The organism is Calidifontibacillus oryziterrae (genome assembly GCF_000331575.1).
In the GTDB taxonomy this organism is placed as follows: Bacteria; Bacillota; Bacilli; order Bacillales; family Bacillaceae_J; genus Calidifontibacillus_A; species Calidifontibacillus_A oryziterrae.
Map to the genome: position 1 here is coordinate 384,126 of NZ_KB223527.1, position 17,183 is coordinate 401,308.

Annotated in this window: 17 protein-coding genes, 1 other RNA gene and 1 riboswitch; of the genes, 6 read left to right on the plus strand and 12 right to left on the minus strand. The window is 36.0% G+C overall.

The genetic code is table 11. From position 1 onward, the window contains the following. The first annotated feature begins 190 nt into the window (after nucleotides 1-190). Entirely contained in the window at nucleotides 191-1,606 is a 1,416-nt protein-coding gene (locus D612_RS0110470) for a LysM peptidoglycan-binding domain-containing protein (protein ID WP_017755421.1), read from the plus strand. A 108-nt stretch (nucleotides 1,607-1,714) separates the two neighbouring features. Here the strand turns inward: D612_RS0110470 and D612_RS0110475 are convergent, their stop codons facing one another. After that, nucleotides 1,715-4,024 carry a YcdB/YcdC domain-containing protein gene (locus D612_RS0110475; RefSeq protein ID WP_017755422.1) on the minus strand — a complete coding sequence of 770 codons (2,310 nt, stop codon included), beginning with the start codon at nucleotides 4,022-4,024 and terminating at the stop codon, nucleotides 1,715-1,717. Between the two features lie 223 nt (nucleotides 4,025-4,247). On the opposite strand from D612_RS0110475, the gene cspD reads away from it, so the two are divergent. Continuing rightward, nucleotides 4,248-4,448 carry a cold-shock protein CspD gene (gene cspD / locus D612_RS0110480; RefSeq protein ID WP_017755423.1) on the plus strand — a complete coding sequence of 67 codons (201 nt, stop codon included), beginning with the start codon at nucleotides 4,248-4,250 and terminating at the stop codon, nucleotides 4,446-4,448. A gap of 142 nt (nucleotides 4,449-4,590) precedes the next feature. Beyond that, the gene (locus tag D612_RS0110485; RefSeq protein WP_017755424.1) at nucleotides 4,591-4,842 is read left to right on the plus strand and encodes a DUF2564 family protein; all 252 of its coding nucleotides are present in this window, start codon (nucleotides 4,591-4,593) and stop codon (nucleotides 4,840-4,842) included. A 96-nt stretch (nucleotides 4,843-4,938) separates the two neighbouring features. On the opposite strand, the gene D612_RS0110490 is transcribed toward D612_RS0110485, so the two are convergent. Both D612_RS0110490 and D612_RS0110495 read right to left on the minus strand, forming a co-directional pair. After that, nucleotides 4,939-5,121, minus strand: a complete 183-nt coding sequence (locus D612_RS0110490; protein WP_017755425.1) for a zinc-finger domain-containing protein — start codon at nucleotides 5,119-5,121, stop codon at nucleotides 4,939-4,941. Between the two features lie 21 nt (nucleotides 5,122-5,142). Then, a complete protein-coding gene (locus D612_RS0110495; RefSeq protein ID WP_017755426.1) occupies nucleotides 5,143-5,805 on the minus strand; it encodes a ribonuclease H family protein in 663 nt (220 codons plus the stop codon). Between the two features lie 211 nt (nucleotides 5,806-6,016). Between D612_RS0110495 and D612_RS0110500 the strand changes: the two genes are divergently transcribed. Next, nucleotides 6,017-6,937, plus strand: a complete 921-nt coding sequence (locus D612_RS0110500; RefSeq protein WP_017755427.1) for a DMT family transporter — start codon at nucleotides 6,017-6,019, stop codon at nucleotides 6,935-6,937. 130 nt (nucleotides 6,938-7,067) lie between these two features. After that, the gene (ilvB, locus tag D612_RS0110505) at nucleotides 7,068-8,765 is read left to right on the plus strand and encodes a biosynthetic-type acetolactate synthase large subunit (RefSeq protein WP_017755428.1); all 1,698 of its coding nucleotides are present in this window, start codon (nucleotides 7,068-7,070) and stop codon (nucleotides 8,763-8,765) included. A 386-nt stretch (nucleotides 8,766-9,151) separates the two neighbouring features. Here the strand turns inward: ilvB and D612_RS0110510 are convergent, their stop codons facing one another. From D612_RS0110510 to D612_RS0110535, 6 genes are all read right to left on the minus strand, one after another. Further along, nucleotides 9,152-9,664: a nucleoside-triphosphatase gene (locus tag D612_RS0110510; protein WP_017755429.1), complete on the minus strand. Its 513-nt coding sequence runs from the start codon at nucleotides 9,662-9,664 to the stop codon at nucleotides 9,152-9,154. Next, nucleotides 9,661-10,758 carry an ABC transporter substrate-binding protein gene (locus D612_RS0110515; protein WP_017755430.1) on the minus strand — a complete coding sequence of 366 codons (1,098 nt, stop codon included), beginning with the start codon at nucleotides 10,756-10,758 and terminating at the stop codon, nucleotides 9,661-9,663. Before D612_RS0110515 ends, D612_RS0110510 begins: the two co-directional genes overlap by 4 nt. A gap of 68 nt (nucleotides 10,759-10,826) precedes the next feature. After that, nucleotides 10,827-11,600 (minus strand): ABC transporter ATP-binding protein, encoded by a 774-nt coding sequence (locus tag D612_RS0110520; RefSeq protein WP_017755431.1) that lies wholly within the window; start codon nucleotides 11,598-11,600, stop codon nucleotides 10,827-10,829. Then, complete coding sequence (locus D612_RS0110525) at nucleotides 11,597-12,625, minus strand: FecCD family ABC transporter permease (protein ID WP_017755432.1); 1,029 nt, start codon at nucleotides 12,623-12,625, stop codon at nucleotides 11,597-11,599. The genes D612_RS0110520 and D612_RS0110525 overlap by 4 nt, the downstream gene beginning before the upstream one ends. A 63-nt stretch (nucleotides 12,626-12,688) precedes the next feature. Next, nucleotides 12,689-12,823, minus strand: a riboswitch (molybdenum cofactor riboswitch). A gap of 132 nt (nucleotides 12,824-12,955) precedes the next feature. Beyond that, the gene (locus tag D612_RS0110530) at nucleotides 12,956-13,231 is read right to left on the minus strand and encodes a DUF6123 family protein (protein ID WP_017755433.1); all 276 of its coding nucleotides are present in this window, start codon (nucleotides 13,229-13,231) and stop codon (nucleotides 12,956-12,958) included. 84 nt (nucleotides 13,232-13,315) lie between these two features. Then, on the minus strand, nucleotides 13,316-13,780 hold the full coding sequence (locus tag D612_RS0110535; RefSeq protein ID WP_017755434.1) for a divergent PAP2 family protein: 465 nt from the start codon (nucleotides 13,778-13,780) through the stop codon (nucleotides 13,316-13,318). A gap of 136 nt (nucleotides 13,781-13,916) precedes the next feature. On the opposite strand from D612_RS0110535, the gene D612_RS0110540 reads away from it, so the two are divergent. Then, nucleotides 13,917-14,054, plus strand: a complete 138-nt coding sequence (locus D612_RS0110540) for a hypothetical protein (RefSeq protein WP_017755435.1) — start codon at nucleotides 13,917-13,919, stop codon at nucleotides 14,052-14,054. A gap of 102 nt (nucleotides 14,055-14,156) precedes the next feature. On the opposite strand, the gene ssrS is transcribed toward D612_RS0110540, so the two are convergent. The 3 genes from ssrS to D612_RS0110550 form a co-directional block, all read right to left on the minus strand. After that, nucleotides 14,157-14,347, minus strand: a non-coding RNA gene (gene ssrS / locus D612_RS19065) — 6S RNA. Between the two features lie 58 nt (nucleotides 14,348-14,405). Continuing rightward, nucleotides 14,406-14,549: a hypothetical protein gene (locus tag D612_RS19770; protein WP_017755436.1), complete on the minus strand. Its 144-nt coding sequence runs from the start codon at nucleotides 14,547-14,549 to the stop codon at nucleotides 14,406-14,408. Between the two features lie 149 nt (nucleotides 14,550-14,698). Continuing rightward, nucleotides 14,699-17,002, minus strand: coding sequence for a copper amine oxidase N-terminal domain-containing protein (locus D612_RS0110550; protein ID WP_017755437.1), 2,304 nt, complete (start codon nucleotides 17,000-17,002; stop codon nucleotides 14,699-14,701). Nucleotides 17,003-17,183: the final 181 nt, after the last annotated feature.

The window sequence follows — 17,183 nt, forward strand, 5'->3', positions numbered from 1 at the left end:
CCTCTAACTGTACTATAACACTTCTAATGTTTCTGTTATTAATATATAACAGTATATCGCAACTGTCAATATACTTTTTTAAACTAGCCGATTTTTTCAAAACGAAATTTACAGAGTAATAGGTATTAACACATTATATCTTACTTTTACATATAGTAGATTATTAATAATATTACGGAGGAGATATGTAGTGATTATTCATGTAGTTAGTAGTGGGGAAACGCTTTGGCAAATTGCTAATCGTTACAACGCAAATTTGAATTCGATTGTCCAAGTAAATGAATTAGCAAATCCAAACCAGTTAGTCATCGGGCAATCGATTGTTGTTCCTTCTCCCAGTACTTCACACGTTGTCAAAGCTGGGGAAACGTTATGGTTAATAGCACAACAATATGATGTCTCAGTGAATGCAATCATTCGAGCAAACCAATTACAAAACCCAAACCTTTTATATCAAGGGACTAGACTTATCATTCCACCAATAACACATATCGTGCAGCCTGGTCAATCATTATGGCAAATTGCAACTAGATATAGTACAACAATTCAAGCCATCGTTAATGAAAACCAAATTCAAGACCCAAATCTCATCCATGCAGGTACCTCATTACTTATACCAAGAAGGAAACCAACAATTGATGTCAACGCTTATACGTATCAAGCAAATGAAGCTGCCGCAGCCAGGTCTATTAATGAGGTTGGTCACCTACTTACTTATCTAAGTCCATTCGCTTATATGATTACTGAAACTGGCACACTAGAGCCATTCCCTGATTCACAAGCGATCGCAGCCGCTTATTCAAAAAGAGCTGTACCAATGATGTCGATCACTAACTTTACCTCAACCTCATTAGGATCGAATTTAGCTCATACGATTTTAGCTAGTCCAGAATTGAGTGAAAGAGTTTTAACGAATGCCCTACAGGTTATGGATGAAAAAGGATACCTTGGTTTAAACATCGACTTTGAAAATGTTTTACCTGAGGACCGTGAAAATTATAATCAGTTTCTTCAACGTGCTGTAGATAGACTTCATCCTCGTGGGTACTTTGTCTCTACGGCTGTAGCACCAAAAACGAGTGGTGCCCAAACGGGTCTGTTGTATACGGCTCATGATTATGAAGCACATGGTAGAATTGCTGATTTTGTTGTATTAATGACCTATGAGTGGGGATATCGGCTTGGACCACCGCGGGCAATCTCACCAATTGATCAAATGAGGCGGGTTGTTGAATATGCGGTATCCGTCATGCATCCGAAAAAAATATTTTTAGGTTTTCAAATTTATGCCCGTGATTGGACGCTTCCTCATGTTCAAGGACAATCCGCAAGAACATTTGGTATTCAATCAGCCGTGAATCTAGCTATCAGACATGGAGCGACGATTCAATATGATGAAAAAGCACAATCTCCATTTTTCCGTTATGTTGATGATCAAGGACGCCAACATGAAGTATGGTTTGAAGATGCACGAAGTGCTCAAGCGAAATTCGACTTAGTAAAGGAATTTAATCTTGCGGGTATTAGTTACTGGGCATTAGGGTATTCTTATCCGCAAAACTGGGCGCTATTAGAGGACAATTTTAATATACGAAAGTTAATATAAATCTAACGAGGCCTGCCACGTTAAACGGTCTTAAATCGCGCGTAGATTAAGTCATAAAAGCTGTTAATCTAGTTAACTACTAGACTAACAGCTTTTTTAGTTACTTAGTTAGCGATTATATTTACCACGTTCTTGTAAAAATTGATAAAATACTTGTGCTCCTTCTCCACGTGTTACTTTTTGACTAGGTTCAAACTTACCATTTATTGCCGGCATAATTTTTAAATGGTGCACAATTGCGGCTTCCACTTTTTTCTGAATTTGATCTGCATCTGTAAAATTAATATTAAACAATGCTGGAGCTTGTGCAAGTTTATCTAATTTCATTGCTTTAACGATTAGCTCTGCTAGCTCTTCTCGAGTAATTGGTTCATTAGGTTTAAATTCCCCGCTCGTTTTGTCAATCAATCCTTGTTGGACTGCTGATTCAACATAAGCAAAGTATGGTGAGCTATTTTCTACATCTTTGAAAGTTGCGACTCTGTCTGCACTTAAAAAAACCATTTTATAATAATAAGGGTCAGGATTTGTAACAAGCATTAATGTTTTTATCATCTCTCCTCTTGTCATTTCTTCATTCGGTTTAACGTAACCGGAATCATCAAGATCAATCGCTTGATAGTCAATTAAGAGCTTTAACGCCTTCTCAGCAGGATGTCCTTGAATGTCAAGCGCTTCTCTTTTCTCACGAATCACTTCTCCAGTTTCCATCGAGATCCATTGCCCTTTTTCCGCATCTAAATATACCCCACCATACTCTTGTGGCTTCATCATTAATTGATAAACAAGCTTTACTTCAGGTTTTCCCTTTGGAAAAGGTGAACTATAATCAATATTCTCCAAGTAAACGTATCTTGGTTTAATCATGTAATTATTAAAGTAAATTTCTTTAGCTTTTTCTAAGGAAATTGCATTATTTGCTGCTGGTATTTCGAGCGCATCGTCCCAATTTTGGTAAAGCCGAATGATTTCACCTGTTTCAGACGAAATACTTATGTTGTAAAAATGATCTTGGACAACAATTCCATTAATAATTCGATGGAAATTAAAATTAAATTCGCGCATTTTTTCTGGTTTCTCTGGTTTTTGATTTGCAGCCGGATCAAATGTCAGTTCATATAAACGATTTTCGGCAAATTTCTTTAAAAATTCAAACGCCTTTTCTTTCGCTTTCTCATAATCGACAACCTGTTTTAAAGTTTCACTGTCTGAAACAGGGCGGTATATAGATGGGTCATCTTTGCTAAAATTTATGATCTCACCTGTATCACCGTTTATCGAAACGTAAATCCAAACTTCATGATTACCTTTAACCCAAGTTAAATCCCAGCTAGGAAATGAACGATATTGATTACGATCATTAAAATAAATATTTTCAAGTCGCATGTTAGACAAAATCGGGAATTTATCCTTGGCAATCTGAATTGCTTCATCTTGGGTTAATTCTTTTTTGACTGGTTGAGTTTGTTTTGTACTTGATAGTGGTTCTAGCTTTGTAGACAGATTATCAAAATTCACAGCTTTTCCGCTATAATCTAGCCACTGTTTTGACTTTGCATCAATATAAGGGTACTCTGCCCGGCTATTATATGTTAACTTTATCGTATTCGGTTTGTTAGGCATAAAGTTCGATTGATAAAACGTTTGGTACTTCAATTCAATTGGATAATTCTCTTTAATGTAATTTTCTGCTTCCGCCTGAGACATCATACCTTCAGTAGGTGGAACTTTCACATCTTCATTCCATCGATATTCATATCCTGTTACTTCGCCATTTCCATTAACTGTTACACTAATCAGTTGCTCAGTAAATGGAATATTATTTTCAACACGTAAAAAAGAAAAATAGTAGTATGCATTCCCTTGAAGTGGCGGCTTTTCAATCGCCTGATACGTGTCATCAAGCTTTACAGCATTCACTTTATGTGGAGCTTTTTGCTGTAAAAACTGCTCGGCAATTAAGAGAGCACTCTCACGGTTATACTTTGGTGGATACAATTGTTGTTCATTCAATGAATCATCCCAACGATTCATTGCGACAACAGTACCTGTTTTGGCGTCAACTGTAATAGAGATATTTCCATAGCCAGTTGGTCCTTCCTTATACCAGCTAATGTTCCAAACATTGCGATTTCCAGGGTACCAATTGCTTTGATAATTTACAGATTGCTGGCTATACTCACTTGGAACCGTAGTAAATTGTTTTGCAATATCAAGCGCTTCATCTTTCGTAATCTTTGCTTCCACTATTGATGAATTTTCGTTTTGTGCCGCGATTATTTTAGCTTGTACAGGTACACCCTCTACATGTTTTTCTGTCATATACTTCATTGATGTCGATTCAGCATCTACTAGGGGAACTGATAATAACTGCGGCAAAACAAGCATACAGCTTAACATCATCGCCTTTTTTTTCATTTTAATTTTCCTCCTAAGGAATGATAAAAGTTCTTTATATAAATACGACGAAGTATAGTTGGATAAAGTTTCACTGATTTGAAATAATTTCTTATTTTTATTAAAAATAATTTTAAATATCTTGTTTTTTAAACAGCGGAATGATATAGTTAAGGCAATCAACTTATTATGGTTGATATATTTTTTAGCACGATTGTGCAGGATTTTTAGGAGGAAAAGAAATATGCAAAACGGTAAAGTAAAATGGTTTAATGCAGAAAAAGGATTCGGTTTTATCGAAGTTGAAGGTGGAGACGACGTATTCGTTCACTTCTCAGCAATCCAATCAGAAGGTTTCAAAACATTAGAAGAAGGTCAAGAAGTATCTTTCGAAATCGTTGAAGGTGCTCGCGGACCACAAGCTGCTAACGTTGTTAAATTATAATTTGAAACTTTAAATTGACTTGAAACATAGATGTGAAAAGGTTACCCAATGGGTAACCTTTTCTTTTTTATTATGTATGATTTTGGATTTAGAACAAAAACTACCTATATATTATTCATTACATATAGGAGGTGTATATAAAATGGGGGAACCGTTTAATGATTTACAGCAAGTTGAACTTTCCATAGATGCTGCACAAAAAATGGTTGGAACTGCAACGATGAGTATGGAACCTGGGCAGCTTCAAGCAGCAGAAGAAGCAGTACAAATTGCGAAAAACGCCTTGAATGAAATAAAGAAACAAAATAACGATAATGACCATAACAAATTTTTAGAGGAACAAAAATCCATTCTCAACGCTTGCACTGAGCAATTAAAGGAAGCAAAAAGATAAAATCTCCCTCTACATTTTAACCACTATCGATAGTACCATAAAAAAAGCTGAGGATAAGTCGGATTTTTCATACGGCTTATCTTCAACTTATCATGTTTATTCCTCTACTAATTTTCTTCCGTATTTTTGAAGTTGTTCACCAACAGTACATTTTTGAATACAAAAGCTTTGAGCATATTTTTTACCATATTGTTTACGATGATGATGGAGCAAAAAACAACCTGTGCAATATGTATCTAAAATTGAATTCACCTTTTGAATCACTTGTTTTCTATCCATCCATACAACCCCTACTGCAATTTATTCTTGGGTAAGCTCTAAGCGGCTGTCTATATCTGTACCGTTTAGAGCTTGAAAAGCCAATTGATCTGCTTCTTTATTTAATTTCCTTGAAATTGGTTCAAAGCTTGGTTTTATTCCTAACTCCTTTATTTTCACTTCAATACGTTCTATCCAGCGAATAAATTCATCTTCATATACAGGCCATTCTCCGCTAAGCTGATTCAATACAACCTGAGAATCGCCTTTAAAGATAACTTCAGTATGATGAACCCCTATGTTTTCCAGCTCTTGTAGTAGCAACCAAAATGCTGCATATTCTGCTTCGTTATTCGAATTGATTTCTTCAAATACTGCATTTTTCCTTAGTCGGTATTGTTTATTTGATTGAGTAAAATATATAACTATTCCAAGTCCAGCCTTATGTGTCTGTATATCGTAGCCCCCATCAAAAAATGTAACAATCTCTTGAGGCTCTGTCTCAATACCTTTCAACAATTTTTGCAATTCTTTTTTTGTCCAAGCCTGGTCAGAAGTGTCATAAAAGATTATTTCCTTTGTACGGCCCGTTTTCTCAAAATCTTCACCAAGAAATAATGCTTCCTTTGCTGGCATCATGTCGGATTGAAGTTTAACCTCTCTTCCCTTTGGGTGTTTATATGTCCAGTGGATTGATACTCTCACAAGTTTTTCCCCTTTCAATAATACCTTGTCTTCTTATCCAACTACTGCGTTCGAGAAATTACTGCAACGGTGTTTTTCTCAAGTGGAATTGCTTCATTGTATGTTAGTTTAACATAAATCACCCAAATTAAACGTAGTTAATTTTACTAACTATTTTTAAAATTCTATGTTAAAATACTAATTATTGTATTTTTTAGTAAGGAGCCTATCGATGAAAAAACAACAGTTATTTGCTGACCTTAGTCTCTTATTCGTTGCTTTCATTTGGGGAGCAACGTTTGTTTTAGTGCAAAATGCAGTAGCATTGCTTGAACCTTTTACCTTTAATGCTGTACGCTTTGGGTTAGCTGCCATATTTTTAATTATTTGGTTACTGGTTGTGAAGAGAGGCTTATTAAAGCATATGAGTAAAAAGCTTTTTATCGCTGGTTTTATAATTGGCACATGGCTGGCAGTAGCTTACGCTTTACAAACATTTGGGCTTTTATATACAACTTCCTCCAAAGCAGGATTCATCACTGGTCTAAGTGTTGTACTAGTACCATTATTTTCATTTTTATTTTTAAAGCAAGCACCGAAAAGATTTGCAATATTTGGAGTTGCAATCGCGACTATTGGACTTTATTTATTAACCTTGGGAGACAGCTTATCATTAAATTCCGGGGATATATTAGTGTTTTTTTGTGCGATATCCTTCGCCACACATATCATTTTAACTGGTAAATACACGGTTTTATATTCTACTTTACTGTTAACAATTATCCAAATATTAACGGTTTCTATATTAAGCGGTGTGGGTGCGCTGTTATTTGAAGACTGGCAGAGAGCGTTTGACCCAAGTGTTATTGGAAGCTTTAATGTCGCCTTTGCTTTAGTAATTTGTTCGTTTTTTGCAACAGCTATTGCTTTCTTAGCTCAAACGAATTTCCAAAAGCATACAACACCTACAAGGGTTGCCTTAATATTTGCTATGGAGCCTGTATTTGCTGCAATCACTGCATTTTTCTGGGCGAATGAACGGCTTGGAACGAAGGCTTTAATTGGTTGCTTATTAATTTTTATAGGAATGATTTTAGCAGAATTACCACAGAAAGCGTTTGACGTGTTTAGAAAAAAACATAAGGTCGTTTAATCGGTTACAACAAAAGGGGTGACTAACGTCATTCCTTTGTTTTTTTGTAGACCGAGGTGACCTTTCTCACATACAAAATTCGTCTGCTTTTTTAAAATATTATAAAAATACGCAAGGGGATGGGCATTGTATGTATTTTAAGAAAGCTGACTTTACAGGGGCACATTTACTTCTTAGTGCTTTAACCAATCAAGGCTACGAAACTGTTTTCGGATGCAGCAGTGAAACATTACTACCGATATTAGATTTATTACTGGATGAAAAAAGTATGAACTTTATTCATATGAAGCATGAACAAGCAGCTGTTCATGCTGCTGATGGGTTTGCACGAGCAACAGGTAAACCAGGTGTTGCTTTAGTTGGGGCCGGTTCTGGAATTACGAATGCGGTAACGGGAATAGCAACTGCCTATAGTGACTCGGTTCCCCTAATTGTTATCGTTGCCCAAATTACCGCTGATAAAATTGGGTGTGATTCGTTCCAAGAGGTCGATTGTAGTGGTTTGACCATTCCGGTTACAAAACAATTTTACAAGGTGAATCATGCGAATAAACTACCAGAAGTTTTACAAAACGCCTTCACCGTTGCTCAAACTGGTCGTCCAGGCCCAATTGTGATAGAAGTACCTGCTAATGTCCTCAATCAACAAGCAGACGATATTCACGAAAAAATATATAACAGTATCACAAAAGTACGGCAAAAAAAAGAGATTAATAAAAACGTTTTAGAACATACCATTACAACACTAGAGCAAGCAAAAAAGCCGGTCATTTTAATTGGTGGTGGAATTATAATTGCCGAGGCATCAGCCCTTTTAACAACATTTATTGAAAGGACGAAAATCCCTGTTGCCAGCACATTGATGGGGATTGGCGGTTTTGATAGTAATGACCGCCTTTATTTAGGTATGCTCGGAATGCATGGAACCTTTGCTGCCAACAAATCTGTTCATAACTGCGATGTGCTACTATGTCTTGGGGTCCGCTTTAGCGATCGGGTTACGGGTAAAATGAGTGGATTTTCACCAAAATCAACAAAAATACAAGTTGACATTGATGCATCAGAAATTAATAAAATCGTCCAAATTGATATTCCAGTCGTTGCAGATTTACAAGATTTTCTAAAAGAATTAGATGCTAATATTGATGCCGAAAAAATCGTAGCGAATTGCACGGACTGGGTTGAAGAAACAACTCATTTCAAGAAGAATGTCCCGCGCTTTGATAAGTCGAATAGCCTTTTAAAACCACAAGAGGTAATTCAGCTTGTCGATCAATTTTCGAATAGTGACTGTATTGTTGTAACGGATGTAGGCCAGCATCAAATTTTTACAGCTCATAACTATAAATTTACGAAGCCACGTTCATTTTTATCCTCAGGTGGATTAGGTACGATGGGATACGGTCTTCCGGCAGCAATTGGCGCAGCCGTAGCAAAACCAGGTGGAGAAATAATATGCGTTACAGGTGATGGAAGCTTTCAAATGAATTTACAAGAGCTTCATACAGTGTGTTTGTATAAGCTCCCTATTAAAATCATTATTTTAAATAATGGTTATCTCGGCATGGTCCGACAGTGGCAAGAATTATTTTATGATCGCCGTTATTCTTCAGTTAAAATCTCTTCACCTGATTTTGTCAAACTTGCCGAAGCAAATGGACTTACTGGCTTTAAAGCAAAAAACAAAGAGGAAGCTGAAGACAACATTCAAAAGGCGTTCGCACTTGATGGACCTGTTTTACTAGAGTTCGATGTTTTTGAAGAAGAGAACGTATACCCGATGGTACCACCTGGCGCAAGTAACAGTGAGGTGATTTTATCAAAGTAGCAGCTGAGAACAAAAGCTATAGGCGCCCCGCTTATCGACGTATAAACTAAGAGCGCATCGACTGAGATAAACAAAACACGTCGAGGGACGAGTCGATGTTGACTTATCGCAAAAGAGATAAGCGAAGTTTACTAGTCGCTGGGCGCTCGTGCTGGATTCTAAAGCGCAAAATTATATACTTTTTTTCTTATCTTTGAACAAAAGCGCAAGCGCCTAGCCCCCCGGATAAAATTTCTTCTCTCGGGCGAAGTCAAAACCGGACTTCTTTTGTAGGAAGGGCATTTTTCTGTCGGGGCTGACCAAGGCGCTTCCGCTTTTAGTTTGCAGGAACAACTTAGCTGAACATGGACCTCACAGGCATATTTAAACAATGAACTTCCTCATTTTCAAAATTGCTCCAGCAAACTTTTCAGATATAAATACGCTTGCTCTCTATTTTCTTTCGTCACATTCACAATCGTTACGTCGTCTCTATTTCTAATTGTATCCAAAAACAAAGATGGTTTCGCTTTTATAACACCAATTACAGGAATAGCGGAATTTAAGCATTTGTAGACTGATTTTTGAAAACGATAAGCTTGATTTTCAAATACTCCCAATTCATCCATGATGATTAAATCAGACGAATCATTTAAGCTATCCTCTAAAATCTTTACTCCAAAATCATCAAAAGCTTCAGTTATCCCTTCTAATTTATCGTTGTTATCCTTTTTACAAATATAAATTTTTGGAATTGAATCGATCATAGGATTAAAACCACTAAAGTAAAATTGACGACCTTCTTTTGTTTCTAATAGAGTTTTAAAGCCACATATGTTACCAGTAAAGTTATCGATTATATTATTTATAATTGTACTTTTACCAACCTGCTTTTCTCCTGTTAAAAATATATTGTTCATTGTCGCACGGCTCTTTCTAATAAAGCATTTATTTCTTCATCAGAAATTTCATATTCAAAGAATACTTTCATGAAATCGATCAGTTCTTTTTTTAAATCAATGTCGTATACATTTGGGTATAATAAATTACCAAGCCATTGTAATCCCATGATGCGCATCACTGAGGGTGGTCCATTAAACCAATCATAAGGTCCGTATGGTATTTCATATACGTGTTGATTTTGGACCGCATCAATATGACTCCAGCTTCGGTCTGAAAGGATTGTATGATAAACTTCATGATTCTCAGAAAAGGACGAACTTATGATAATCATGTTAGGATTCCAGTCAATAACATGTTCTAACGACACTTGCATTCGGCGCACATTTTCATTTAGGTTCGAACCAGCAACGTTAATTCCCCCAACAACATCAATAATCTCTGTATTAATTGATCCCATTGGGACAGTTTCTAATCCTTCTGTGCCTGCTGCATAATAGACACGAAGCTTTTCAGAAGGTTGAATCGATTTTGCTTTTTGTTCGATACGATCTAATATTTCTCTACTATAATCCGCTAATACTTTTGCTCTTTCTTTTACACCTAATAAGTCACCAAGAAATAAGTAGGCTTCATCCTGCTTTGTTAAGGAACCATCAACCATAATAACCGGAACTCCAAACAGCTCTTCCATTTCATTAGATTCAGAAATATATCCCTCACTGACATCTCCCATGTTAATAATAATGTCAGGGTTTACCCCAAGAATTTCTTCAATATTAACAGAGTCCGGTCCTCTCCATCTGCCTAATACTGGCAGGTCGTGAAATTCTTCTTTAATAAAAGGCTTTTCTGAACCGAGCTTCGAATTCCATCCAGCTAATTTTTCTGGTGCTAATGTATACAAAAAAATTGTTCCAATTTCATTTATCGTATAAATTCTATTTATATCGGTTGGTATCGATACTTTTCTTCCAGCCATATCTTCGATAATTCTTTCTTCGCTTTCCTTTTCGACAACTTGATTCTCCTCGCTGTTAGTATTGCTGCAACTACTTAATACAACAATTGTCACAAAGCATAATAGGAAAAATAACGACTTTTTTAGTAGCATTTGTTTCCCCTCCTAATATTCGATACCACTGTAGTAATTATTGGATACTTGTTTTATCAAACTTTAAGTTACAAAGAAACACATACCTTTACATCTAGTTCTGATATTGCAACATTAACAATATTTACATCAATTTCGTATAGCTCTGATAATTTCTTATTCGTTAATATGTCTTCTGGTTTTCCGACAATATGAAATCCCCCTTTTTCCATTAGGACAGCCTTCGAAGCATACCTAAGGGCATGATCTGGATTGTGTGTGGATAGAATAATCGCTAAGCCATTATTAGCTAAATGTTTGATATGCTTTAAAACCTTTATTTGATTTCCAAAATCGAGATTAGAAGTAGGCTCATCCATAATTAATAGTTTTGGTTTTTGTGCTAAAGCTCTCGCGATTAGAACTAACTGCCTTTCACCACCACTTATTTCCGTATATATTTTGTCTTTCAAATAGGAAATTTGTAATATATCCATTGCTTCTAAAGCTATATCATAGTCCTCTCTAGCAGGCATCGTAAACGATTTAAGGTATGCCGTTCTCCCCATCAGAATTACATCTACTACTTTAAATGGAAATGGTGGAGTATGGTTTTGCGGAACATAACCAATTACTTGTGCTAATTTTGTACGAGACCAGTGTTTAATATCCTCTCCATCAATTAAGATTTCCCCTTCGTTTACGTGAAGAAGGCCTAATAGCGATTTAAAAAGTGTTGTTTTGCCGATGCCATTTGGACCGAGTAACGCAAGCATTTCACCACTTCTAATTGAAAACGAAAGATTGTTGAAAATATCATGTTGTTCATAGCCAAAAGTTAAACGCTTCACTTCAAACCTCATACCCAACTCCTCCTTGAATAACTTAATAAATAAATGAAGATCGGAGCACCAAGCATTGATGTTAAGATCCCGAGCGGTATTTCCGTCGGTAAAATAATTCGTGCTAGCGTATCTACTAGCAATAGAAATGTAGCACCTAATATGATTGATACTGGCAATAGTGTTTTATAATTAGGACCAACTAAGAGTCTTGCAAAATGAGGAATAATCAAGCCAACCCAGCCAATCATTCCGCTTATTGATACGACAGACGCAGTCAGCATTGTTGAAGATAAAATCACAATAAATCTTAGCTTTTTTGTATTAATTCCAAGTGTTTGTGCCTCTTCATCACCAAATGCCATAATATTTAAACGCCAGCGTACTAAATATAAAATGATCCAACCAAATACTACTGGCATGGCAATAAAGTAAATATCTTTCATTGTCATTGTTGCTAAGCTCCCCATTAACCAAAAAGTAATCGCTGGAAGTTTCTCAAAAGGATCTGCTATGTATTTAAGTAATGAAATAAATGATGAAAATAACGTACCAATAACCATCCCTGTCAAAATGAGCGAAAGAGTTGGATCGCCTTTTCTTAAATTTGCACCAATCAAATATGTTATAAATACAGCAACTAAGCCAAAAACAAACGCCATAAGCTGGATACCAACGTTACTAAAGGAAAAGATAATTGCTAGTGCTGCACCAAAACCTGCTCCTGCCGATGCACCAATAATATCTGGCGAAACAAGTGGATTTTTGAAGATTCCTTGGTAAGCAGCACCTGAGGCAGACAATGCCGCACCTACGATAATGGCACCTAGTATTCTTGGAAATCTGACGTTGAAAATAACCGTTTCAACATTTTCAGATAAGTTCGTGTCAATTGAAAAAAACTTTGACCCGAATGCTTGGACAATTTCACTTATAGTAATCGAATATCTGCCCACTGATAATGAAAATAAAAATAGGCAAATGAGAAAAAGAAACAAGAAGGCAAAAATTGTATGACGTGCGCTCTTTTCTGACAATTTTTCCATACGATTCTCCTTACTAAAAAGAAAAGCCCTACTGTCTAAAAAAGACACTAGGACTTTATATCAATAAAGATCGAAGTGTCTCCTTTGCAAATTAGGCAGGTATTCATATTTCTACAAATACCCCGCGGGTTTTTGACCCAGGTCAATCTACCATAGACAAAGTCCTTAGGTAAAATTGGCTCGGAGACTTTTCTTTATATAATTAAATTAATATATTAGTATTTTAAGATTATTAGCCTATAGATGTAAATCGTTTTCACACTTTTGTCAATTCTTTAACAATTTAAATAGTAAAGCAGAATTCATATAATATTATAGGCATCTATATAGTTACAAAATTTTCTTATTCCTAAATAGTTTATACGCTTCTTTCTTGCTAGAAATTTTATTCTCCTTCAACATTTCTAAAATAGCTATAAAAAAGCTGCCATCAAATTGAAGCTGAGCCTTTAGTGTTACTTCAATTGCCATATTAACAAGAGCATCCGATGTTTCTGTATACCTTCTCCCAAATTCTATAAATCCTAGAGAATCTTCATGAAAATAAAAACCTTTTGTTTGTAAGTGGTTTAAGTATTCTTCCGTTGAAGCTGTTGAAAAAGCCAAGTTACGCTCCCCCTCTTTTTCACTTTACCACTTCTTACTATACCGAAAACTTGACAATCAGGCTACAACGTTTCGACAAAATTTTTACCTATTTTTCGAAAGAAAATAGCTAATTGCTCCTATCGCAATTCCAAGAAGTGCACCACCTATTACTTCTTCAGGTTGATGACCGAGCATTTCTTTTATTTGTTCCTCCTTTTGTTCATATTGACCCGCTTGATGTTCCATTCCTACGATTCGATCAAGCTCCTCGTTTAAATCATTTACACGGACTGATAATTCTCCTGTCTGTCTACGTACCCCTTGAGCATCATACATTACAATTAAGCCAAAAATAGTTGACAGTGCAAAATCAATCGATTTCATCCCCCTTTTTAGTGCAATATACGAAGCCAATGAGGCAACTCCAGTTGAATGAGAGCTTGGCATCCCACCTGTTTCGAAAAATATACTCCAATCCCATTTATTCGTCCGCACCTTATTGATTGGAACCTTTAAAAGCTGTGCTATACCAATTGATATTAGTGCTGTGACAATAGCCCTATTCATAAAAACTACCACCTCCAAATGTTATCAAGGATTGCTGATTAATATGTTCATATTATGAGTTAATAGTGGGAAAAATATCGAAGGTAATATCATTTAGTAATCCCAAGAAGTTTGTAATGAAGGAGGAATAAAATTCATGACAAATCCAAAGAGCAGAAACAGAGGAAAAGTAGCACCGGCAATTAACAAACAAGGGCAGCCTCAAGATGGATTCACATCTAATCCAAAAACGCAATTAGAACAAAAAGCAAAAACCGATAATACGAAAATATAAAGTGCATCAACTTAAGTAATTCATGAATAGACATAAGTCAATTGCAAACATAAAATGACCTCAAGGAAATATGCCTTGAGGTCATTATCATTGATATTTATAATGTTCCCCACATATGCCGTGCTCTTTTACGTCCAATAAACCCGCTCTCAGCAGGTGGGTGTTCTCATTAATCTTTTCATCTTCCTCCTATCGCTAAGGACAAAGGCCTGACGTCTAGGTTAAAATATTGAACTCCCTTATATATAGCATCGGTTTTAGACATAACCGAGTCACTAACACTGTAGGTTACTTTTATTATAATAAACAGCTTTGCTATATGCAAATAGTTTTAACTGCCAATACTTGTACTTATTTCTTGATTTGGTGACTTTCTAATTTATCCAACTCTTGTTCAGCATAAGACGCAAATTTAGCTTTATGAGATCGCTCCATCATTCTTTTTGCGTTATCATTTGCTTGAGCGTTACGATTTGCATTTTTTGATCGACCCAATGTCAATTCCTCCCTTATATTTTTTTTAGATCATCTTATTTCTTTGCATATTTTGTATGTATTAATGATGGAAAAATTATACAATAAAGAGCCCGATGTATGAAACCGGGCTCTTTTGTTTACTGTAATAAAATAGAGGTCGAAATTTATTATTTTACAGTTACAGTTTGATCAGCTTCGTTCCAGTCTACTTGTGCACCTAAAGCTTGTGCTACTGCACGTAGTGGAAGAACTGTACGACCATCTACAACTTTTGCTTTTACATCCATTGGAATTTGTGCGCCGTTAACTGTTAAGATATTGCTACCAATTGTTAATTGAGCTACACGTCCATCTTTTAAGATTGTCACTTTGCGAGTTGCTTCATCCCAAAGAATATTTTCACCTTCTACGCCTACTGCCTTCGCTACGTAACGAACTGGTAGGTACGTACGTGAAGCTTCAATGAATGGAGCTACATCCATTGTTTTTTCTACACCATTTTCAGTGTATGTTGTTCCACCAACTGTGAATACTACTTCACCTACTGTTTGGTTACCCTCTGCTGGTGTTACAACTGTTGCGATTGCTTTTTTCATAACATAATTTTTATCGAATTCACCAACTTCGATTGATGAAGTAGTTAGATCGAAGCTTGGGAATGTTTTTTCACCAATTTGCAAGTCTGTACTATCAAATGCCGTTCCTGTAGCTAGGTCAGCGTTTTGTACTAATGCATCGCCACCAACTTCTACATCAATATCGCCTTCTGGTACTGTGCGATCAAGATCTACTTTTACATTAGAAATCTTGATTTGACTTGCACGTGTACTTTCAGAATCGATTGTAAATGTTAATTCACCATTATTTACATTAATTGTAGATTCATCAATTTCTAGGTTGCCTTCAACTACTTCTATAGAAGGTTTGCCACTGAATTTAACGCCATCAGATAATTGTAATGTGACATCTTTACCTTTGATTAATGCGCCTTTTGCAGCTTCAGTTACGGTGATATCACCAATTGCTTGGCCTTTAATACCTGTTCTTACATTTGTTTTTTCAAATTCTACGTTTACTGGTGCTACAGCTTTAGCTACTACTACTTCACCTTCAATACCAGCTTTACCGCTGAATTTAGCTGTGATGTCACCTTGTGCATCAGCTTTTGTTGACACATAGAATTTCACTTTGAATTCACGCTTGTCAGAACCTGCTGGTAATGAGCTTAATTCGATTTCATTGCTGTCTCCAGTTACTTCTGCAAACAAGTCATTTTGAAGCTTAGTTTCAGCTGATGTATTGCTTGTAAAGCCCTTAACACCAGAAACCTCGTAGCCAACAACTTTTACCCATGATGGGAATTCGATTTGCACGTCACGGCTTGATAACCATGAACCTGCTACTTCTTCTTTTATTGTAATTTCTGCAGTTTCTAAATCATCTGTATCTACATTGTTACGTCCCGCAAATAATGTAGGAACCTCATCGTCAACTGAAATTTCAGAGCTGTAGTCTGCATATTTCGCTACTACGATATCTTGATCAGTTACATCGCCAGATACTTCAACTGTAATGTCACCATATGGTGCTTTATTGTCAGCATCAATTGCTAAACCTTCAATATAAATTGTAGTCAGTTTACTTGCAGTTGCTCTAGCTGGTAATTCAAATGTTACTTTATCATCACCAACCGTTAAATTTGCTGAACCAGTGAATCCACCAGTAAATGTTGCTTTAGCAGTTACTCCATCCTCTGTTGTCCACTTGAAGTTTTTAGGTAAACGTAGTGTTACATCGTTCCCTTCTTCAAGTGTGTCAAGGGCTAATTCATCGATACGAATTGTACCGATTGCATCGCCATCCCCAATTGTTTTCACTTCTGAAATTGTAGTTGATGTGTTACCATCTGCTACGATAGCAATTGTTTGTTGACTAGATGTCAATGTAGAACCTTTTGCATCAACTGTTACTTTAACTTCACCTTCTGCTCCATCTACTTCGAAGAACAATGGAACATGAACTGATGATGGATTTGTTTCTTCCCAGTCACCTACAATTTTTAGTTCTAAATCTTGAGCAGTAACTTGTACTACTTGGAAAGCTGGTACGTCAAGTGCATCGACTGCATCTTGATCAGCAACGTTAACAACATCCCATTTTGTTCCATCGTTTTTAATGATTGCAATGTTTTCTTCTGAATAACTATCTTTAACCCATTTTACACCTGAAGGTAATGATAGACGAAATGTATCATTTGTTGCAAAGTTTACATCTTTCTCTTTAATAATTAAGTGATTAGCTGCAGCAGCACCTGATACATAATCACTGTCAACATGTAATACTTTATCAACTAAGTTGTTGCTATTTGCACTTGCATCCATTGGTGCTACGATTGGTGCAACTACTCCTGCAGTTAATGCTGCAGACGTCATAACAGTAATCGCCTTTTTAAACTTTGGTTGGTTAGACATTAATGAATTCCTCCTAATAATGTTTGTATTATGACTCACTTAATTTATTTTTTTAAAAGTGAGCTTGTTAACAAGTTTAACAACTTACTATTCTAGTAAAACATTTTTGTAACTTGCATTCAATAGTAACTCATTTCCAGTTAATTTACATTTTAACAAATTTCAAGTTTCATAATCGTTA